Source organism: Tessaracoccus sp. ZS01, assembly GCF_022342445.1.
GTDB lineage: Bacteria > Actinomycetota > Actinomycetes > Propionibacteriales > Propionibacteriaceae > Arachnia.
The window spans coordinates 181,218-202,198 of the sequence record NZ_PQFE01000004.1; the positions used below are offsets into that span (position 1 = coordinate 181,218).

At 68.6% G+C, this 20,981-nt stretch carries 17 protein-coding genes; 4 read left to right on the forward strand and 13 right to left on the reverse strand.

The genetic code is table 11. The annotated features are described in order from the left end of the window. Positions 1-2: 2 nt before the first annotated feature. Genes narI through moaA form a run of 7 tightly spaced genes read right to left on the reverse strand, consistent with a single transcriptional unit; the run spans position 3 to position 8,561 of the window. Positions 3-761, reverse strand: coding sequence for a respiratory nitrate reductase subunit gamma (gene narI, locus C3E87_RS06920; RefSeq protein ID WP_076060957.1), 759 nt, complete (start codon positions 759-761; stop codon positions 3-5). Further along, complete coding sequence (narJ, locus tag C3E87_RS06925) at positions 758-1,369, reverse strand: nitrate reductase molybdenum cofactor assembly chaperone (RefSeq protein ID WP_076060959.1); 612 nt, start codon at positions 1,367-1,369, stop codon at positions 758-760. Before narJ ends, narI begins: the two co-directional genes overlap by 4 nt. Next, a complete protein-coding gene (gene narH, locus C3E87_RS06930; RefSeq protein WP_076060961.1) occupies positions 1,369-2,949 on the reverse strand; it encodes a nitrate reductase subunit beta in 1,581 nt (526 codons plus the stop codon). The genes narJ and narH overlap by 1 nt, the downstream gene beginning before the upstream one ends. Beyond that, positions 2,949-6,662: a nitrate reductase subunit alpha gene (locus C3E87_RS06935; protein WP_076060963.1), complete on the reverse strand. Its 3,714-nt coding sequence runs from the start codon at positions 6,660-6,662 to the stop codon at positions 2,949-2,951. Before C3E87_RS06935 ends, narH begins: the two co-directional genes overlap by 1 nt. A 56-nt stretch (positions 6,663-6,718) precedes the next feature. Then, positions 6,719-7,300 (reverse strand): molybdenum cofactor guanylyltransferase, encoded by a 582-nt coding sequence (locus C3E87_RS06940; protein ID WP_076060965.1) that lies wholly within the window; start codon positions 7,298-7,300, stop codon positions 6,719-6,721. Positions 7,301-7,304: 4 nt separating this feature from the next. Then, a complete protein-coding gene (locus C3E87_RS06945) occupies positions 7,305-7,544 on the reverse strand; it encodes a MoaD/ThiS family protein (RefSeq protein ID WP_076060967.1) in 240 nt (79 codons plus the stop codon). Positions 7,545-7,562: 18 nt separating this feature from the next. Further along, positions 7,563-8,561: a GTP 3',8-cyclase MoaA gene (moaA, locus tag C3E87_RS06950; protein WP_076060969.1), complete on the reverse strand. Its 999-nt coding sequence runs from the start codon at positions 8,559-8,561 to the stop codon at positions 7,563-7,565. Between the two features lie 72 nt (positions 8,562-8,633). On the opposite strand from moaA, the gene C3E87_RS06955 reads away from it, so the two are divergent. Then, on the forward strand, positions 8,634-9,239 hold the full coding sequence (locus tag C3E87_RS06955; RefSeq protein WP_076060972.1) for a metalloregulator ArsR/SmtB family transcription factor: 606 nt from the start codon (positions 8,634-8,636) through the stop codon (positions 9,237-9,239). A gap of 51 nt (positions 9,240-9,290) precedes the next feature. Here the strand turns inward: C3E87_RS06955 and C3E87_RS06960 are convergent, their stop codons facing one another. The 3 genes from C3E87_RS06960 to C3E87_RS06970 all read right to left on the reverse strand — a co-directional run bounded on the left by C3E87_RS06960 (position 9,291) and on the right by C3E87_RS06970 (position 13,173). Next, a complete protein-coding gene (locus tag C3E87_RS06960; protein WP_076060974.1) occupies positions 9,291-10,178 on the reverse strand; it encodes a sugar ABC transporter permease in 888 nt (295 codons plus the stop codon). Further along, positions 10,178-11,749: an ABC transporter permease subunit gene (locus tag C3E87_RS06965; RefSeq protein WP_198928226.1), complete on the reverse strand. Its 1,572-nt coding sequence runs from the start codon at positions 11,747-11,749 to the stop codon at positions 10,178-10,180. The genes C3E87_RS06960 and C3E87_RS06965 overlap by 1 nt, the downstream gene beginning before the upstream one ends. Positions 11,750-11,865: 116 nt before the next feature. Beyond that, positions 11,866-13,173, reverse strand: coding sequence for a maltose ABC transporter substrate-binding protein (locus C3E87_RS06970; protein ID WP_076060978.1), 1,308 nt, complete (start codon positions 13,171-13,173; stop codon positions 11,866-11,868). A 294-nt stretch (positions 13,174-13,467) separates the two neighbouring features. Between C3E87_RS06970 and C3E87_RS06975 the strand changes: the two genes are divergently transcribed. Continuing rightward, on the forward strand, positions 13,468-14,469 hold the full coding sequence (locus tag C3E87_RS06975; protein ID WP_076060980.1) for a LacI family DNA-binding transcriptional regulator: 1,002 nt from the start codon (positions 13,468-13,470) through the stop codon (positions 14,467-14,469). Next, positions 14,459-16,084, forward strand: a complete 1,626-nt coding sequence (locus tag C3E87_RS06980) for a glycoside hydrolase family 13 protein (RefSeq protein ID WP_076060983.1) — start codon at positions 14,459-14,461, stop codon at positions 16,082-16,084. The genes C3E87_RS06975 and C3E87_RS06980 overlap by 11 nt, the downstream gene beginning before the upstream one ends. A gap of 10 nt (positions 16,085-16,094) precedes the next feature. On the opposite strand, the gene C3E87_RS06985 is transcribed toward C3E87_RS06980, so the two are convergent. Further along, a complete protein-coding gene (locus C3E87_RS06985; RefSeq protein ID WP_076060985.1) occupies positions 16,095-17,759 on the reverse strand; it encodes a phosphoenolpyruvate--protein phosphotransferase in 1,665 nt (554 codons plus the stop codon). 113 nt (positions 17,760-17,872) lie between these two features. On the opposite strand from C3E87_RS06985, the gene C3E87_RS06990 reads away from it, so the two are divergent. Continuing rightward, entirely contained in the window at positions 17,873-18,127 is a 255-nt protein-coding gene (locus C3E87_RS06990) for an HPr family phosphocarrier protein (RefSeq protein WP_076060987.1), read from the forward strand. Between the two features lie 4 nt (positions 18,128-18,131). Here the strand turns inward: C3E87_RS06990 and C3E87_RS06995 are convergent, their stop codons facing one another. Continuing rightward, a complete protein-coding gene (locus tag C3E87_RS06995) occupies positions 18,132-18,785 on the reverse strand; it encodes a response regulator transcription factor (RefSeq protein WP_143570932.1) in 654 nt (217 codons plus the stop codon). A gap of 1 nt (position 18,786) precedes the next feature. Next, the gene (locus C3E87_RS07000) at positions 18,787-20,850 is read right to left on the reverse strand and encodes a sensor histidine kinase (RefSeq protein WP_143570933.1); all 2,064 of its coding nucleotides are present in this window, start codon (positions 20,848-20,850) and stop codon (positions 18,787-18,789) included. Positions 20,851-20,981 lie beyond the last annotated feature (131 nt).

Below are 20,981 nucleotides of genomic sequence, written 5' to 3' on the forward strand. Positions count from 1 at the left end.
TCCTAGCGACGGGTTTTCTCGTTGTCACGGGTACCCACCGGATCCCAGCCCCGGCCCGTGCGGGTGGCCGAGCGGCGCGGCGAGGTGGCGCGGGTGCGGTACACGATGTAGGGGCGGAAGAGGTAGTGGAACGGCGCTGAGAAGGCGTGCACCAGCCGGGTGAACGGCGTGATCGCGAACAACAGCAGGCCGATGACCACGTGCGTCTGGAACTGCCAGGTGGAGGCGGCCATCGCGTCCACGTCGGGCTGGAGGACGAACAGTGAGCGGAACCAGATGGAGACCGTCTCGCGGTAGTTGTGTTCGGTGCCGTCGGCGAACCGGTCGCCGGTGAGGGTGGCGACCATGCCCAGGCCGATCACCGTGGCCAACACCAGGTACATGATCTTGTCGTTCCAGGTGGTGGCGGCGAACACAGAACCGGTGCGACGCCGACGCCAGATCAGCAGCGCCAGACCGACGACGAGCGCCAGGCCCGCCAGACCGCCGCCGTAGTAGGCACCCAGGTGGTACGTGTGCTGGTCGAGACCGACCCAGTCGGTGAACACCTTGGGGATCAGCAGGCCCACGAGGTGGCCCATTAGCACGGCGATCAGCGCGAAGTGGAACAGCGGCGAGGCGACCTTGAGCATCTTCGACTCGTACATCTGCGACGACCTGGTGGTCCAGCCGAACTGGTCGAACTTGTAGCGCCAGATCAGCCCGCCCACCAGGACGAAGAGGACGACGTAGGGCAGCACGCCCCAGAGCAGGAAATTCATCGTGCGGCTCCTTGCATCGTGGGATACGGCAGGAGGGTCTGCTCCAGGCCGACGGTTTCAGCAGGCGGTCCGGCCATGAGGTCGCGCACCTCGGCGCGCGACTGCGGCGACGCGCCACCCAGCTGGGCGCAGATGGCCGCCAGCAGCCCCGTCTGGGGCAGCTTGTCCTCCGCCAGGCCGATGCGCAGCAGTTCGAGCGAGGCCCGGAACTTGTTGAGCAGTGCGACGCCCAGCTCGGGATTCCCGACCGCGGCGAATTCGAGCACCATCGGCAGGAAATCCGGCAGTTCGCCGTCGAGGTCGACAAGCAGGCCGGAGTCGCGGTACGTCTGCTTGATCGCGGCCAGCACCTCCCCGCGACGGCGGGTGTCACCGTCGGTCCAGTACGTCAGGTGGAGCGCGTGGCGGCGGGACAGATCGAACTCCTGGACGTGCCAGGACTGCAGTTCCATCAGCGGCATGGAGCGCAGGTGGGCGATCGTCGGCGCGAAGTCGGCGGCGGCGCGGGTCTGCCCCACCGCCTCCTCCACGAGGTCGAGGCGGCCCAGGAGCTCCTCATCGGGGTACGTCAGCAGCAGGCCTGCGGCCTGGAAGATGACGGCGCTCATCACACCGCCCCCGGGTCCGTCTGGCGGGCCTTCGCCGAGGCGAAGCTCTCGATGGCCACGGGGATGGGACGCCCGGACGACGAGCCGAACGGCCCTTCGCCACCGGCGCCCGGTCCGCCTTCGAAGTCGAGCGAGCAGCCCATCTCCTCCAGGTTGTGGGCGTCCTCCCGGTGCGCCTTGGGGATGACGTAGCGCTCGTCGTACTTCGCGATGGCCAGCAACCGGTACATCTGCTCCAGCGCCTCGGGTTCCATGCCGACGGCGTGCGCCAACTCCGGCTGCCGCTCGCGGCCGAGCGTCACGTCACGCATGTACGAGCGCATCGCCGCCAGCTTCTGCAGTACGAGGGTGACCACGTCGGCGTCGCCCGCGGTGAACAGCTCCGCGAGGTACTCGACGGGGATGCGCAGCGTGTCGATGGCGCCGAACAGGTTGCCACCCGCCTCGGAGTCGTGGCCCTGCGCCTTCAGCAGGTCCACCACCGGCGACAGCGGGGGCACGTACCAGACCATCGGCATGGTCCGGTACTCCGGGTGCAGCGGCAGCGCGACCTTGAAGTGCTTGATCAGCGCGTAGACAGGGGAACGCTGGGCGGCCTCCAGCCAGTCCGACGGGATGCCGTTGGCCTTGGCGTCGCGGATGACCTCGGGGTCCTTCGGGTCCAGCATCAGGTCGAGCTGGGCCTCGTAGAGGTCCTTGTCATCGGCGAGCGCGGCCTTGGTGACCATGTCCGGGTCGTAGAGGATGATGCCGATGTAGCGCAGGCGCCCCACGCAGGTCTCGGAGCACACCGTCGGCAGCCCCACCTCCAGGCGGGGGTAGCACATGGTGCACTTCTCGGCCTTGCCGGAGCGGTGGTTGAAGTAGATCTTCTTGTACGGACAGCCGGTGATGCACTGGCGCCAGCCGCGGCACTTGTCCTGGTCCACCAGCACGATGCCGTCTTCCGCACGCTTGTAGATGGCGCCCGACGGGCAGGCGGCCATGCAGGACGGGTTGAGGCAGTGCTCGCAGATGCGGGGCACGAAGAACATGAAGGTCTTCTCGTACTCCGCCTTGATCTCCTGGTTCGCCTCTTCGCGCAGTTTGCGCACGATGGGGTCCTGGTCGATCGTCTCGCTGATGCCGCCCAGTGAGTCGTCCCAGTTGGCCGAGGCCGTGATCGCCATGTTGTCGCCGGTGATCAGCGACTTGGGGCGCGCGACCGGGAAGTCGTCGCCGAGCGGGGCCTGGATGAGGTTCTCGTAGTCGTAGGTCCACGGCTCGTAGTAGTCGCCCAGTTCAGGCTGCACGGGCGAGGCGAAGATGCTCAGGAGCTTCTTGAACCTGCCGCCAGAGCGCAGCTTCAGCCGGCCCGACTTGGTGCGGACCCAGCCGCCCTGCCACTTCTCCTGGTCCTCGTACTGCCTGGGGTAGCCGAGGCCCGGGCGGGTCTCCACGTTGTTGAACCAGACGTACTCGGTGCCGGCGCGGTTGGTCCACGCCTGCTTGCACGTCACGGAACACGTGTGGCACCCGATGCACTTGTCCAGGTTCATCACCATGGCCACCTGGGCCATGACACGTCGCTGCTTTGCCATCAGTACTGAACCTCCTGCGAGCGGCGGCGCACCGTCGACACGATGTCGCGCTGGACGCCGGTGGGGCCGATGTAGTTGAAGGCGTACGCCTGGTGCGCGTAACCGCCGATGAGGTGCGTCGCCTTCAGCAGGATGCGGGTCACCGAGTTGTGGATGCCGCCGCGGCGGCCGGTGGCCTCCGACTTCGGCACGTCGATGGTGCGTTCCTGCGCGTGCTGCACATAGGCCACGCCGTCGGGCAGTTTCGGGGTGACGACGGCGCGGGCCACGAACACGCCGTTGGCGTTGGTTAGCTCGATCCAGTCGTTGTCCCGGACCCCGATGGACGCCGCGTCGGCCACGCTCAACCAGGCCTGTGGACCGCCTCTGCCCAGGCTCAGCATCAGGAGGTTGTCCTGGTACTCGGAGTGGATGGACCACTTGTTGTGCACCGTGAGGTAGCGCAACGTGATCTGCTTCTCCCCGGTGGGGCCCAGTTCAGGCTCGCCATAAGCGGCCGTCATGTCGAGCGGGGGCCGGAAGGTCGGCAGGTTCTCGCCCGCGTCCGTCATCCAGTCGTGGTCGAGGAAGAAGTGCATGCGGCCCGAGAGGGTGTGCCACGGCTTGAGCCGCTCCACGTTGATGGTGAAGGCCGCGTAGCGGCGGCCACCGGTCTCCGAGCCGGACCACTCCGGGGAGGTGATGACGGGCTGGGGGGCCTGCTGGGTCTGGGCGAAGGTGATCCGACGCTCTTCGAGGCCCTCCGACAGATCTGCCAGGCGGCGGCCGGTCTTCTTCTCCAAGGTGCGGAAGCCCTGCGTCGCCAGTTCGCCGTTGGTGGTGCCGGAGAACATCAGGATCGCCTCTGCCAGGCGCTTGTCGGTGTTGATCGCTGGGCGACCGGCGGCCGGGCCCGAGGGGTAGACACCATGCAGCTGACCGAGCTCGCCCACCTGGTGCGAGACGTCGTACGTGATGTTCTTGACCGTGAAGCCCAGCTCCTCGGCCAAGGGGCCGACGGTGAGCAGCTTGTCGGCGATCGCCGTGTAGTCGCGCTCCACCACCTGCAGGATGGGCAGGTTCCTGCCGGGCACGGCCGGAAGATCCGTGCCCCGCCAGTCCGGCACCGTGCCGCCCGGCTGGGCCAGCTGGCCGGGGGTGTCGTGCTGCATCGCCACCGCGACGAGGTCCCTGCGGGTGTCGAGGCGCCCCTTGGCCATCTCGGAGAACTTGATGGCGAGCTCAGCGAACACGTCGAAGTCCGACTTCGTCTCCCACGGCGGGTCGATCGCCGGCGTGAACGCGTGCACATAGGGATGCATGTCGGTGCTGGACAGGTCGTACTTCTCGTACCAGGTGGCGGCCGGGAACACGATGTCGCTCAACAGGGTGGAGCTGGTCATGCGGAAGTCAGCGGTGATGAGCAGGTCGAGCTTGCCCTCCGGGGCCTCGTCGTGCCACTTCACCACCTCGGGACGGAGGTCTGCCCCGTGCTGGTTCTCCATCACGTTGTTGTGGGTGCCGAGCAGGTGCTTGAGGAAGTACTCGTTGCCCTTGGCGGAGGAGCCGAACAGGTTCGAGCGCCACAGGATCATGGTGCGCGGCCAGTTCTGGGGCGCGTCGATGTCCTCCACGGAGCTCTTGATCTCGCCGGACTTCAGTTTCGCGGCCACGTAGTCCTGCACGCTGGCCGCGTCACCCCGGTCGACGGCGGCCTGCGCCTCGTCCGCCAGGTCCAGCGGGTTCGCGTCGAACTGCGGGTAGAACGGCATCCAGCCCAGCCGGTGCGACAGCGCCACCGCATCAGCGGTGTGCACGCCGTCGAGGCTGCCGGTGGACAGCGGCGACTTGATCCGGTCTGCGGAGAAGCCGTCGGTGCGCCACTGGTCGGTGTGCATGTACCAGTAGGCGGTGCCGATCATGGTGCGCGGCGGGCGCGACCAGTCCATGGCGTTGGCCATGTTGAACCAGCCCGTCATGGGGCGGCACTTCTCCTGGCCGACGTAGTGGGCCCAGCCGCCGCCGTTCTTGCCGATGCAACCGGTGAGCATGAGCAGGGCCATGATCGAGCGGTAGGTGGTGTCGGCGTGGAACCAGTGACAGATGCCGGCGCCGATGATGATCATCGTGCGGCCCTTGGATTCTTCGGAGTTCTGCGCGAACTCGCGGGCCGTGCGGATGCAGGCCTCGGCGGGCACGCTGGTGATCTCGGCCTGCCAGGCCGGGGTGTAGGGCGAGTCAACGTCGTCGTAACCCTTCGCCCAGGTGCCGGGCAGGCCGTCGCGTCCGACGCCGTACTGGGCGAGCATCAGGTCGAAGACGGTGGTGACCAGGTGGTCACCGACCTTCCGTGCGGGGACGCCCCGGCGGATGATGGAGCCCACGCCCTTCGGGTCCTCGAAGACGGGCAGGGCCACCTCGACGCCCTGGGTGCCGTCCTGGCCGAGGAGCGACAGGGCCGGGTCGATGCTGCCCAGCTCCAGGTTCCACTGGCCGGCGCCGTCCTCGTTGTAGCGGAAGCCCATCGAGCCGTTCGGCACGGCGGGCCCGGCGGCGGCCTGGTCCCACATGACGGTCTTGAAGGCCGCGTCCGGCTTGTCGGCGTGCTCGGGCAGGTCTGCCGCGGTGAGGAACTTCCCGGCGCTCAGGCCGTGGCCGTTCGGGTGCTCCACCAGCGTGATCAGCATGCCCAGGTCCGTGTACTGCTTCACGTAGTCCTGGAAGTAGGGAACCTGGCGGTCGACGAAGTTCTCCTTGAGCATCACGTGGCCCATGGCCATCGCCAGGGCGGCGTCGGTGCCGGCCTGGGCGGGGAGCCATTCATCGGCGAACTTCACGTTGTCGGCGTAGTCCGGGGCGACGGTGACCACCTTGGTGCCGCGGTAGCGGACCTCGGCCATCCAGTGCGCATCCGGCGTGCGGGTGACCGGCACGTTGGAGCCCCACATCATGAGGTAGGTGGCATCCCACCAGTCACCGGATTCCGGCACGTCGGTCTGGTCCCCGAAGACCTGGGGCGACGCGACGGGGAGGTCGGCGTACCAGTCGTAGAAGCTCGTCATGGCGCCGCCGATGAGGTGCGTGAAGCGCGTGCCGATGGCGTGGCTGACCTGGCTCATCGCCGGGATGGGCGAGAACGACACCACCCGGTCAGGGCCGTAGTTCTTGATGGTGTTGACGTAGCTGGCGGCGGCGATCTCGAGCGCCTCGTCCCAACTGATCCGCACGAGGCCACCCTTGCCGCGGGCCTGCTGGTAGCGGCGGCGCTTGGCGGGGTCCGTCGAGATCTCGCGGAACGCCTCCACCGGGTCGCCGAGCCGCTTCTTGGCCTCGCGGTACATCTCGATGAGGACGCCGCGGCCGTACGGGTAGCGCACCCGCGTCGGGGAGTAGGTGTACCAGGAGAACGCGGCGCCGCGGGGGCAGCCGCGCGGCTCGTACTCGGGGCGGTCAGGACCCGTGGTGGGATAGTCGGTCTGCTGGGCCTCCCACGTGATGATGCCGTCCTTGACGTACACCTTCCACGAGCAGGATCCGGTGCAGTTCACGCCGTGCGTCGAGCGCACCACCTTGTCATGGCTCCACCTGTCGCGGTAGAACACGTCACCCTCGCGTCCGCCCTGGCGGAACACGGCACGGTCGTCATCCGTGGTCTCCCATTGAGTGAAGTACCGCCCGAGTTTGAGGAGGGCGTCAGCGGCGGGGCCGTCGAGGCGCGCGGAATCTGTACTCATGCGCCACAGTCTGCCCGCATCGGGGGCCATTTGTATGACATTTTCGAAATTATGTCTTACGGCGTGTCGTAGAGCAATCGATCTGCCCGAGCGAACTGGTCCGGTGTGTCGAGATCGGCTGTGACCGACGGCGGCGCGGGCACCCGTGCGACGTCCAGGCCGCCCAGGAATCGGCGCACCGAGAGGTCGCGCACCTCCCCCGCTTCGCCGACCGCCCGACGCAGGGCGCCGAGGCGGTAGCGGCCCGCGAGGTACTGGGGCCACCCCTCCGCATCGACCAGCACCACACCGTCCTTTCCGAGCTGTGCCATGGTCAGGAGGTCGACGACTGCCTGGGGGTTCGCCAGGTCCCCCGCGAGGATCACCACCGAGTCCACCCCGTCGTCCTCAGGGGGCGCGTCCAGGGCCAGCAACCCCGCCACGATGCCCGCCACGGGCCCCCCGAAGGGTGGGTCCTCCAGCGCGAACTCGACGTCGAGCCCGGGCTGCTCGTGACCCGCCACCACCACGCGCGCGGCGACGCCGGCGGCGGCCGCGCAGGTGCGCGCGAGCAGCGTGGCGCCGTCGAGTTCGAGGACCAGTTTGTCCGTGCCCATCCGGGCCGATCGGCCCCCGCCCAGCACGATGGCGGCGATCACGGGCTCATCCCCCGGCGAAGGGCGGCAGCACGTCCAGCGACTGGACCTCTGAGAGGTCCGTGCTGCGGTCCGTGATGCGGGTGCCGTCTGCCAGCAGGGCGCTCACGTTGAGCACCTTGGCCAGGCGCTCGTTGCCCTCGGCGAGTTGGCTGACCACCTGGTCCGCGGTCAGGCCACGGGCCTCGATGACTCGGCTGTCGGCGCCTGCCGCTTCGGCAGCGCCGGCGAAGAACCGGACCTCCACAGATTCATCTCCCTACTGTCAGCCGCCGATGGCACTCATCGTGCGGTCTGGCTGGACGAAATCCACCTCGTCGATCCCGTGGGCCCTCGGCTTGGCGCGGTGGGCGCCGGTCCAGGCGGCGACGAGGTCGGCGTCGGAGCCGCCACCGCGCAGGATGGCGCGCAGGTCCGTCTCCGTGCGGGAGAACAGACAGGTGCGCACCTGGCCGTCCGAGGTGATGCGGGAGCGGTCACAGTCGCCGCAGAAGGGGTGCGTCACCGAGGCGATCACGCCCACGAGCCCACCGGGCTGCGCGTCGTCCGCCGCGACCCGCCACAGCTGCGCCGGGGCCGCACCCCGCGGTTCTTCGGCGGGGCCGAGCTCGAAGCGCTCTTCCAACGCGCCCAGGATTTCGGCGGCGGTGACCATGGCGTCGCGGTCCCACTCCCCCTTGGGACCCAGCGGCATCTGTTCGATGAAGCGCAGTTCGTATCCCCGCTCCAGGCAGAACTGGGCCAGCGGCACGATGTCCGGCTCGTTGACACCGCGCATGATCACGGAGTTGATCTTGACCGGACGCAGCCCGGCGACCTGCGCGGCCTCGATGCCCCGCAGCACATCCGGCAGCCGGTCCCTGCGGGCGAGTTGCGCGTAGCGTTCGCGGACCAGCGAGTCCAGGGAGATGTTGACGCGGTTGAGGCCGGCGGCCACCAGGCCCTCGACCCTCTTGTCGAGGCCGAGGCCGTTGGTGGTGAGCGCCAATTCCGGGCGGGGGGTGATGGCGGCTGCCGACGCGATGATGCGCTCCAGCCCGGCGCGCAGCAGCGGCTCTCCCCCAGTGAAGCGGATCCGGGTGACGCCCAGCTTCTCGACGGCGACCCTGATGAGGCGGGCCATCTCGTCGTCGGTGAGGGTCTCGTCGACGGGCTGCCAGTCCAGCCCCTCCGCGGGCATGCAGTAGGTGCAGCGCAGGTTGCAGCGGTCCGTGAGCGAAACGCGTAGATCACGCGCCGTACGTCCATATCCGTCAACCAGCATGTCCGCATGCTACCCGGACTTTCACCACACCCCTCGTGTAAATGCCCTGCAACGCTGTGTTTAAATGGATTGATGCACGGTCTAGGTCCCACTCGTACCCGCGTTCTGTCACTCTTGCAGTCGGCCAGCGGGCCATTGACTGTGGGCGCAGTGGCCCAGCAACTGGACCTGCACAAGAACTCGGCGCGGTTCCACCTCGACGCCCTCGTCGACTCCGGTTTCGCGGAGCGCTCCACGGAGCCCAGCGGCCGCACCGGCCGCCCGCCGTTGCTCTACTCCGCCACCAGCGAGTCCCCCACCATCGGCAACACGCACCTCCTGGAACTGGCGAACGCCCTGCTGGGCGAGTTCGTCGCCCCGGAGAGCGACGGCCCCGAAAGGGCCCGGCACGCGGGCAGGATCTGGGGCGCACGGTCCCGCGACCCCGAGGCGCTGGGTATCGAGGGCCTCAAGGCCCACCTCAGCCAGCGCGGCTTCGGAGTGCTGACCACGGAGGACACGCTGACGTTCACCCGCTGCCCGTTCCGCGAGGTCATCGACGTCGATCAACTGCCGCTGGTCTGCTCCGTGCACCAGGGCCTGCTGGACGGCATCACCGAGGGCTCCCGGTTCACCGTGGGCCACCTCGAGGTGGGCCCACGGGTCTGCCGGGCAGCACTCAGCGTCGACGCCACCTAGGCCTTCAGCGCCTCGCCCTCCTGGGCGAAAGGACGACGGACACCTGTGGCGTCAGCCCTTCACGCCCCCTGCCGTCAGGCCGGAGACGATGTACTTCTGGAGGTACATGAACAGCAGGATGATCGGGATGGCCGCGATGACCGCGCCCGCCGCGAACAGTCCCCACGGGGCGTTGCGCTCATCGGAACCCCAGACGTACAGGCCCACCGCCAGCGTGTAGTTCTCCGGGCGGGCCAGGATGACCTTGGCCAGGATGAACTCGCCGTACGAGCCGACGAAGCTGAGCAGGCCCACCACCGCGAGGATGGGCGTCACCAGCCGCATGATGATGCCCCAGAACACCTGGGCATGCGTGGCTCCGTCGATCTTGGCGGCCTCGTCGATGTCCATCGGGATGGTGTTGAAGAAGCCGTACATCAGGAAGGTGTTGGCACCCAGCGCGCCGCCCAGGTAGATGGCGATGAGCTGCAGGTGCGAGCCGATGCCGAGGATCGGGAAGATCTCGCCGAGGGTCAGCGCCAGCAGGAAGATGGCGATGAAGGCCAGCATCTGCGGGAACATCTGGATGATCAGCAGCGCCGTCAGCCCGCCACGGCGACCTCTGAACCGGAAGCGGCTGAAGGCGTAGGCCGCGGCCGCGCCCATCAGCACGGTGCCGATGGCGGTCACCGAACTGACGAAGAACGAGTTGATCATCCACTTCGTGAAGTCCGTGGTGAACAGGCGCTCGTAGTGCACGCTGCTGAACGCTCGGAACAGCCGGTTGGAGCCCGTCAGGGTGCCGCCCGGGTTGAGCGAGGCCGACAGCACGTAGAGGATCGGGAACAGGCAGTAGGCGATCACCACCAGAGCGAGGATGTGCTTCCACCCCACCTGGCCCCACCAGCGGCCGCCGCGCAGGCGGGTGTCGTTGTCACCGTTGGCTAGCTTCCTGGCCATCACATGATCTCCTCAAGCTTGCGGGTCTGGCGGAAGCCCAGCCACGAGATGAAGCCGACCACCACGAAGATGAGGATCGACATCGCGCTGGCCAGGCCGAACATCCGGTTGCCGCCCTCGAACGCGATGGCGTAGACCATCGAGATGAGGATGTCGGTCTCGCCGATCGGCCACGGTGCGCCCGCGTAGTTGGGCCCACCGCCGGTCAACATGAAGATCAACGAGAAGTTGTTGAAGTTGAACGCGAAGCTCGCGATCAGCAGCGGCGCGACCGACACCAGCAGCAGAGGCAGGGTGATCGACCAGAACCGGCGCAGCGGACCTGCGCCGTCCACCACCGCGGCCTCGGTGAGCTCTCCGGGGATGGACTGCAGCGCTCCGGTGGCCACCAGGAACATGTAGGGGAAGCCCAGCCAGAGGTTCACGCCCAGGATGGCCAGCTTCGCCATGGTGCCGTCCGTCAGCCAGGGGATGGCCGCCCCTCCCAGCAGCACCTCGTTGATGAAGCCGAAGTCGCGGTTCAACATGCCGCGCCAGACCAGCGCCGCGAGGAAGCCCGGGAAGGCGTAGGGAAGGATGAACAGTGCCCGGTAGACGGTGCGGCCCTTGATCCGGGGATCATTGAACACCACCGCCAGCATCAGGCCGAAGGCGAAGGTGGTGAGCACCGACAGGATGGCGAAGGCGAACGTCCAGCCCAGCGCTGCGAAGAACGGCCCGGCCAGGCGACCGTCGGTGAACATCGTGGTGAAGTTGTCGAAGCCGACGGTGACGCGCCAGCCCGGCGTCAGGCTCTGGCCGTCCTGGGCCACGAACAGGCCCTGGCTCTCGTCGGCCGTGTAGACCTTGCCCTCGGGATCAGTGAACGTGTCGGCCGCCTCGTCGTAGGTCAGCAGCGACTTCGCGACATAGGCCATGGCGGCGTTGTCGGTGCGCAACCACCCGTCGTCGGGATTGTCCGTCATGGACACGCGGAGGTCGAGCACGTCGCGTTGGCGCTGCTGGATCTGGGCGAGCGTGAGCACTTCGGCGCCCGGCACCTCGGTGACCTTGTCACCGTCGACGACCGCGTCGGCAACCTCCTCGAGCGGGGTGTCGGTGTCGCCCACCTTGGCCACCCCGTCCTGCACGACGGCGAAGGCCACCTCACCTTCGCGCTCCAGCACGGTGACGGGGTAGGTCTGGGTGCCCTCGACGCGGCGGTCGGCCGTCTTCATGATCTGCGTGATCGCGGGGGCCTTGGCGTCGTTGTGGCCGTCGCCGTAGTTGGTGAAGGCCACATAGGCCGTGTTGGCCATGACGTAGATCTGGAACACGATCAGGAACAGCAGGCCCGGCACGAGGTACTTCGCGGGGACTGCACGCTTCGTGAAGTACACGTAGTCGACGACGATGAGGGCCAGGGCCAGGAAAATGAGGACTCCCCATTCCTGCTGGCCGTAACTGGCCAGGATGCCGTATAGGCCAAGCGCGTTGACCAGCATCATCAGGACGAGCTTCACATAGAAGCCCGGGCGCGAGATGTCGCGCGCGTGGGAGAGCCGCGGCGACGGGTCTGTCGAGCTGCTCACAGTTGATCCACCTTCGCTTCGTTGCGGAATTGACATTGACTCTAGGGGAACGGATCGCCCCGGATGTGAAAAAGGGGGCCGCACCGGCGTACGGTGCGGCCCCCGATCAGCTGTTATCAGCCTTCGACGGCGCCGAAAGCTTCCTTGATGTTGGCGTTCATGGCGTTCCAGGCTTCGGCCGGAGCGGCCTGGCCGTTGATGATGCTGACCTCAGCACCGCCCCAGAACTGCCACACGGCGCCCATCTCGGGGATGGCCGGCATGGGCTGGCCGTCCTTGCCGGCCTCGCCGAAGCCGGCGAGCAGTTCGTCGGAGACAGCGTCGGCGGATTCGGTCAGGGCCGGCAGACGGCCGCCCTTCTCGAAGAGCACGTCCTGGGCTTCCTTGGTGGCCATGTAGTCGATGAACTGACCGGCCAGGATGGCGTTCTCGGACTGCGAGGAGAGGAACACGCCCTGCACGCCCACGAACGGAGCGGCGGGTTGGCCGCCGGCCGAGGGGACGGGGAGGACCGAGATGTCCATGTCAGCGGCCGCGAACTCGGTGGTCCACCAGGGGCCGGTGATCATGTACGGGGTCTTGCTGTCGAGGAAGGCCTGCTTGGCCTGATCGCCGCCCATGGAGACGGAGACGACGCCCTCGTCGGCCAGCTTCTTCAGGTACTCGGCGAAGGCGAGCCCCTCGGGGCCTTCCATACCGAGCTCAGCGGTGTAGTCGCCGTTCTCGTCGGTCTTGAACACCGGTGCGCCGAACGAGGTCTGGATCGGGTACAGGTGGTACGCGTCACCGTCCGGGCCCTGCTGGATCACGACGGGGAACTCGGCGCCTTCGGCGGTCTTGCCCTGGGCGATCAGCTCGTCGAAGGTGGCAGGTGTGTCCTGCACCATGGCGTTGTTGCGCACCAGCGCGATGTTCTCGACGGCGTAGGGGACGCCGTAGGTCTGGCCGGTGTTGGTGAACGCACGGAGCGAGACCTCGGAGAAGGCGTCGGCCTTGTCACCGAGCTCGACGGGGGAGATGACGCCGTTCTTGACGAGGTCGCCGGTCCAGTCGTGCGCGCCGACGATGAGGTCGGGACCCTGGCCCGTGGGTGCCTGCGCGATGAAGTCGGTCTTGATGTCCTGCGACGGCTTCTGGACGACGTCCAGGGTGACGCCCGTGGAGGTCTGGAACGTCTCGCCGAGGGCCTTGAAGCCTTCGATGCGGGTCTCGTCGACCCAGACGGTCAGCGTGCCGGTCGCTTCGGCGGGAGTGGATTCGGTGCTCGCCTCCGCCGAGGCCGAAGCCTCGGTCGAGGGGCTGGCGCTGCCGGCGGTCTCTTCGGCAGCGGGTTCAGTGGTCGTCGTGGCGCCGTTGCCGCCGCCACAGGCGACGAGCGTCAGCGAAAGCCCGGCCGCGGCAACGGCGAGGAGGCTCTTGCGCATGTGGGTTCTCCTTGGTTTGGGTCGGGTCGCCTCGGTGCTGACCCGCTAAAACGATAGTAACGGTTTTTGCAACGCTTGCAACCTCCCTTGCGTAACAAGTCGATAACGAAGGGCAGCGATCACGCCCTCTGCGCCGGACCACGGACGTCAGGCTCGACCTCCGCGCTCACCCGGCGATGTCTGCCCGCGGGAAGGGTTTCTGCAAAGAGCTTGCAACGGGTTGCAAAGTGTTGCAGGATGGGCTGCAACTGATCAGTTGCAACGCGCACGTCTTTTCAACGGAGAGGAGGCAACGTGATCCCCCAGGGCGCAAAACTCGCGGACCTCGCTCGGGCCGCCGGAGTGTCTACCGCCACGGTATCCCGGGTCCTGAACGGGAAACCAGGCGTGGCAGAGGCCACGCGCCGGACGGTGCTGTCCTCCATCGAGGCGCTCGGCTACTTCGTCGACGACCAGCGCGCCGGTGCGGACGACGGGTTCATCGCGGTGATGGTCCCCGAGCTCGGCAACCCGGGGTTCGCTGCCTTCGCCGCCGAACTCTCCCTGCAACTATCGGCGGCCGGCCGGCACATGATCCTCTGCACCGCCGGCCCCGGAGCCACCACGGAGGTCGCCTACCTCGACGCCCTGCTGGGCGTGGAGATCTCCGGCATCATCTCGGTGTCCGGAACGCTCGCCGACAAGCTCGTCGGGCACGACCACTACCAGCGGCTCATCTCCGCGGGAGTGCCCGCGGTCTTCATCAACGCCCATGACCCGAACATCGACGGATCGTTCTTCTCCACCTCCGACGCGGAGGCCGTGGCCATGTCCCTGGCCCACCTGCGCCAGTTCGGGCACGAGAAGATCGGGCTCGCCGTCGGTCAACAGCGGTACCTCCCGGCCCAGCGCAAGATCGACGCGTTCCTCGCCCACGGCCTGTCGCGCGGCAGCATCGTGTCCACCATCTTCAGCGTCGAGGGCGGGCAGTCCGCCGCCGCGCGCCTCTTGGAGGCCGGCCACACCGCCATCATCTGCGGCTCGGACCTCATGGCGCTGGGCGCCATCCGCGAGGCGCACGCCCGGGGCCTCGACGTCCCCGGCCACGTTTCGGTGGTCGGCTACGATGACTCGCCAGTGATGGCTTTCACGTCTCCCGGGCTCACCACGGTGCGCCAGCCGGTGGCCGCTCTCTGCCAGGCCGCCGTCGGCGCATTGATGAGCGCGATCCGGGGTCTCCCCACAGATTCAACAGAGATGTTCTTCCATCCCGATCTCATCATCCGACAATCAACAGGACCTCACCATGGCAACTGAGTGGTGGCGCGACGCCGTCATTTACCAGATCTATCCCCGCTCGTTCGCAGACTCCACCGGCGACGGTTACGGAGACCTGCCCGGCATCATCGACCGGTTGCCGTACCTGCGCCAACTGGGCGTCGACGCCGTGTGGTTGTCGCCGTTCTACACCTCTCCCATGTCGGATGCCGGCTACGACGTGGCCGACTACTTCAGCGTCGATCCGCTCTTCGGCGACATCACGGACGCCGAACGGCTGATCGAGCGTTCGCACGAGCTCGACATCCGGGTGCTCGTCGACCTCGTCCCGAACCACACCTCGGACGAACACAAGTGGTTCCGCCAGGCGCTGGCCAGCGAGCCCGGCTCCCTGGAACGCGGCCGCTACCACTTCGTGGACGGCCTCGGCGAGAACGGCGAACTTCCCCCCAACAACTGGAAGTCCGTCTTCGGCGGCCCCGCCTGGACCCGGGTGGACGACGCGGCCGGCAACGGTGAACGCACCCAGTGGTACCTCCACCTCTTCGACGTGAAGCAGCCGGACCTCAACTGGAGCAACGAAGAGGTTCGTCAGGGCTTCGACGAGATCCTGCGGTTCTGGCTGGACAAGGGCGTCGACGGTTTCCGTGTCGACGTCGCCCATGCCCTCGTCAAGGCGCACGGCCTGCCGGACTGGGACGAGGAGCAGGCCATGCTCGACGGCCTGAGCGGCCCCATGTGGGACCAGGACGGCGTGCACGACATCTACCGCCGCTGGCGCCGGATCCTCGACGAGTACGACGGCGACCGCAGCCTGGTCGCGGAGGCCTGGGTCTCAGACCCGGACAGGCTCGCGCTGTACCTGCGCCCCGACGAGATGCACACGGCCTTCAACTTCCAGTTCCTGGACAGCCGGTGGGATGCCGAGGAGTACCGCACCAGGATCGCGCGGACCCGCGCGGCCGACGCGGAGGTGGGTGCGCCCACCACCTGGGTGCTGAACAACCACGACGTGGTGCGCAGCGTCAGCCGGTTCGGCCTGGCGGACCCGGGCTCCAGCCATGAGGGCCTCGGCTCCGAGGACGAGCAACCCGACAACGAGGTGGGCCTCCGGCGCGCCCGGGCGGCCGCGCTGCTGATGTTGGGCCTGCCGGGCTCCGCGTACCTCTACCAGGGCGAGGAGCTCGGCCTGCCCGAGCACACCACGCTCCCCGACGAACTGCGTCAGGACCCCACGTGGTTCCGCTCGGAGTTCACCCGGGTGGGCCGCGACGGCTGCCGCATCCCCATGCCGTGGGAAGCAGACAGGGCGGCGTTGGGCTTCTCGCCCAACGGTGTGCGCTGGCTGCCGCAGCCGCCCGAGTACCGTGGCCTCGCCGTCGACCAGCAGGTGGGGGTTGAGGGGTCCACCTGGGAGCTCTACCACTCAGCCCTCGCGCTGCGGAAGGAACTGGGCCTCGGTTCCGGTTCGATCGACTGGGTGCACGCGGGCGAGCACGTCGTCGCGTTCGACAACGGGGGCGTGCGCGTCATGACCAACGTGCTGGGCGATGCTGTGGCGCTGCCGGAGGGCTACCGCGTGCTGCTCTCCAGCACTCCCCTGGACGACGGCGTGCTGCCGACGGACGCGTCCGCCTGGTTGACCGCCGAGTGACGCCCGCCCTTCAGACCAGTTGAAGCTCCACGACCGCCGCTGACCTCGCGTCAGTGGCGGTCGGTGCTTTGAGTGCCGCTTCGGCTGCCCGGCGGCACTTCTCCAGGGAGACCTTGGTCAACTGCACACCGACGCCGGGCACGGCCGCCGCGGCCATCGACAGGCTGGTGATGCCCATCCCCACCAACACACAGGCGAGGGCGGGATCCGCTGCCGCCTCGCCGCACACCCCCACCGGTTTCCCCACCCGCTGACCGGCATCCGCGGTCATCTTCACCAGCCGCAGGACGCCCGGCTGCCAGGGGTTGGTCAGGTGGGCCAACTCCGGTGCGAGGCGGTCCGCCGCCATCACGTACTGGGCGAGGTCGTTGGTGCCGATCGACACGAAATCCACTTCCCGCAGGATCTCCTCCGCCAGCAGCGCGACGGCGGGCACCTCGACCATGATCCCGGCGACGAGATCCCGTTGCCGGCATTCGCGGGCGAATCCGCGCGCCTCGTCGACGGTGGCGATCATCGGTGCCATCACCCAGGGCCTCGGCTCGCGACCCCGGGCGGCGAGTGCGATCGCGTCCAACTGCCGCCGGACCAGGCCCGGCTGCGACATCGCGAGCCGGTGCCCGCGGATGCCGAGGGCTGGGTTCGGCTCGTGGGGCAACGACGCGAAAGGCACCGGCTTGTCCGTGCCTGCGTCGAGGGTGCGCACGACGACCTTGCGCCCCGGGAACGCGTCGAGCACCTCTGCGTACGTGTCTGCCTGCTGCTCGACCGGCGGTTCCGTGAGGGAGTTGAGGAAGCCGAGTTCGGTCCGGTAGAGCCCGACGCCGCCCACCGGGCCCGTCGCCGCCGCGCGGGCGGCGGCGCCGTCTGCCACGTTGACCAGCAACTGGATGGCGGTGCCGTCGGCCGTGGCCGCCGGGCCGGTCCACCCGTCGATGACGGCGCGTCGGCGCAGATCCGCCGCAACGAGCGCGTCGGCGTCCAGCTCGGAAAGCCGCCTGGAGAGGGTGCCCGCGGCACCGTCGAGCAGCACCACGTCACCGTCGGCGATGGACTCGAGGTCTGTGACGCCCACGACACAGGGCAGGCCCCGCTGCCTGGCGATGATGGCGGTGTGGCTCGTGGGCCCGCCTAGCCGGGTGGCGATGGCGATGATGAGATCGAGGTCGAGATCTGCCGTGTCGGCCGGCGACAGGTCGTCGGCGAGCAGGATGGAGGGCCGCTCCGGCGTCGGCACGCCCGGCTCGGGTTGCCCGGACAACCGCGAAACCACCCGGTCGCGGATGTCGCCCAGGTCTGAGACCCGCTCCGCCATCACCCCGCCCAGGCGCCGGAACGTCGCGGCGATGGATTCGATGGCGTTGATGGCCGCGGTGGAGGCCGGCACGCCGGCGGCGATGGCCTTCAGCGCGGGCCGGACCCAGCCGCGGTCGCTGGCGAGTTGAGCAGTGGCCATGAGCACCTTCGCCGCGGCGCCCTTGGCCCGGCGGGCCCGCTCCTCGTACCCGGCCGAGACGCTCTGCACGGCCTGCATGAACTCCTCTGCGGCCGCCTCTCGATGATCCGAGGCAAGCGCGTAGAGCGGCGCGGGGGGCGTCAGGTTCGGCCGCTTCCACACCACGGGCGCCTTCACCACTCCGGCAACGACTCCAGTGCCGCGCACGACGTCGGTCATGGTCCTCCCACCTCCAGGGTCGACGTTGTCAATGTACTTCCCCTTCGGGGACATGGCTATGCTGGGGCCCGAGTCCGCGCAAAGTCGCGCTTGGGCCGTGAAAGGAGCCGCTCGTGCCGAGCAAGACTGTGACCGTGGGATCGACGGTGGGCCTGCATGCCCGCCCCGCAGCCCTCATCGCCGCTGCCGCCGGAGAGTTCGACGATGACATCACGCTCTCCATGGGGGGCGAGTCAGTGGATGCCGCGTCCTCGCTGCTGATCATGACGTTGGGCGCCGAGAAGGGCCACGAGGTCACGGTCACCTCAGACAACGTCGCTGCGGTGGAGGAGATCGCGACGATGATCGAGCAGGACCTGGACGCCTGACTCCTCACACATCGAACCAGCCGTCCCCTGCCGTCTCGAGCGCCGCCTGCGTGGTGTTGACCACCTCGCGGCCGACGGCGGCGTACTTCTCGTAGGCCCGCGCCAGGTAGGTCTTCACCGAACTGAGCGAGATCGGCGGGTCGAGCTGCCGGCCAATGGCCTTCACCGGCACCCCCTCCCCCGCCAACCGGAGGCACTGGAGCTCCTGCGGCGAGAGGCTGGGCACGCTCTCCGCCTCCTGGAGCAGCGTGGCAGCCATGACGCTGCTCTGCGACCATCCCCCATCGGCGACATCGCGGATCGCCTGGACCAGCACCTGGGCGGGGTCCGATTTCAGCACCAGCCCCCGGGCACCCGCCTGCATGGCCAGCATGACCGGCACCCTGCGGTGCTCCGCCGTGAAGGCGATGCTCCACACGTTGCGGGCGGTGAGCGCCTCGATCGTTTCGTGTCCGGAAATCCGGCCGTCGAGGAAGAGGTCCACGACGGCGACGTCCGGCCGGATGCTGTCGAGGTCTGCGAGCATGGCCGACGGCTCCGTGTAGGAGCCCACCATCTCGAGGTCGCCCCCTGCGAGCTGGGGCAGGTCGCCCAGCGAACGCAGAATGAACTCATGGTCATCGAGGGCGACCACCCGGATGGGTACAGCTTGAGTCACGTCAACTCTCCTTGCCGGTTCTGAACTGGGTGAAATCCGGGTCAGCAACGCTGACCCAGCGTTGCAGGGGTGAATCCTCCGCCATGGCGACGGCGGGGGTCGCCGTCACGGTGGCGGTGCCCTCCTCGGCTGAAACCAGCAGCTGGGCCTGGTCCTCGCCGGGCCGCCCCAGGTGCCCGAGCAGCTCAACGAGATCGTCCGACATCGAGCCGACGTCGCCGGTCAGCAGCCGGGCATCCCACCCCGCACCGCGGAGCCTGTCGAGTTCCGAGGCGAGGCGTAGGGGCCCCGGCCACAGGCGCAGTTCATCGCGCATGCGGGCGCCGAGGCGGGCCGCACGCGCACGCGTCTCCGGTGCGAAGGGGTCGCGACTGCCGTCGGCGACCTCTCCGAGGAAGGCGCCGGTGAGTTTCTCGGCGCGCGCGAGCCAGCCGTGCCAGACGCCGTCGCGCACCTGCGCGGCCTGGGCGCGGAGTTCCGCGGCGGCGGCGAGACGTCGGGTGACATGCAGGTGCCGCGACACCGCCTGCGCCCCGAACACCAATACCAGCGTCACGATCGTGTAGAGCAGCACGGCGAGGATTCCGCCGAAGTGCGAGCCGATCGTGGCCTGCCAACCGAGCGTGAGCCAACTGGTGGTGACCGCGCCCACTACCACGACGCCGGCCAACGGCACCGCCACCCTGACGGGCTGGCCGGGCAGGCCGATGATCAGGAGCGCCGACACCAGCGACGGTGCCCACAGGTCCCAGTCGGTGCTCGGTCCGCCCTGGACGGCGGCGTAATTGACGATGAACGTGATCATGCCGACGCCGCACAGCACCGCCGACTGCCACGGCGCCAGGCCGCCCCCGCGCACCGCGACGGCGCCCACCGCGATCAGCAGGGCGACGATGACCGTGATGGCCATGGGGAAGGCCGCGCCGGGCCACTCCAGGGTCAGGATGTGCAGGGCGCTGGCCGCGACCAGCGGAAAGGGGCACCAGGAGATCAGGCGGCGGGCCCGCTCCCCCAGGCCGCCCGGCTCGGGAGGCGGCGCCGGCCACAGCATCTCGACCGTCGTCCCGTTGGCCCCGGAATGCACGCGCGCCTCGCCCCCGACGGCCGCTACGCGCTGCACCACGGAGCCTTCGAGCCCCAGGGACTGCCCGCGCGGTGCCATCACGTCGAAGCCCGGCCCCTCGTCGGTCACGGTCACGCGCACCGTGCCGCCGCGCTGGACCAACTGCACTTCCGGGATGCCGGGCGTGTGCTTCAGGGCGTTGCGTACGGCCTCCCTCGCGGCGCCCGCCAGCGCCTGCGCAACGGAGAGCGGGACGAGGAGGATCTCCGGTTCGCAGGTGATGACCTGACGGCGGGGCTTCAGCGAGCGGTGCAGCATGGCACACACGTCGACGGGCTTGTCGTCGGTGAGCGGCTCCGGCATCTGGGCGAGCCGCTGGCGGGCCTCCTCGCAGGACGCGCGCACCTCGTCGGCGCTGGCTGCACTCCAGGTTGCGCCCATCCGCTGCAGGGCGTGCAGCAGCGAGTCGTGCATCTCGCGCCGCAGACCGGCGAGGGCCTCTGCGCGGGCGGCCGACTCCCCGGCCTCCTGCTCCTGTTCGGCGCGCAGCTGCCGGCTCGCGAGGTATTCCTCGGTGATGGCGATCGTGATCAGGCGGGCCACCACGATGACGCCCAGCCCGCTGAGCGTGTAGGCGAGGCTGCGGACCTGCGGACCCCATTCGAGCTGCTGGGTGCCCACGACGACGGCCAGGCCGAGCACGAAGGTACCCCCGAGCACCACGAGTTGGGGCTTGTTGTGGCGCAGCACGATGCCGTAGGTGAGCAACGTGCCGAACCACGCGTCGGTGCGCCAGTGACCGGGCACCGCGAGGCCTTCCCCCAGTTGGCCGACGACGATGATGACGGTGGCGACGACGGTGAGGCCGACGATGAGCCAGCCGAGCCTCCGGAACCACAGGCAGTCGATGGCCACGAGGACGTGGGCGACGAAGAGAACGCCCAGGCCGGTGAGGAGGTACGTGGGATCCTGCGGGGAGACGCCTGCGACGAGTTTGGGCATGCCGAGGATCGCGATGACCGCGACGGCGACTTCGATCGGCCTCTCACGTGACGCCCCGCCCCCGCGCGGCCAAGGCCGCAGAACCTCCTGCGGCCGACCCTGCCGGCGGTGAACGTACGGCGGCTCCGTCG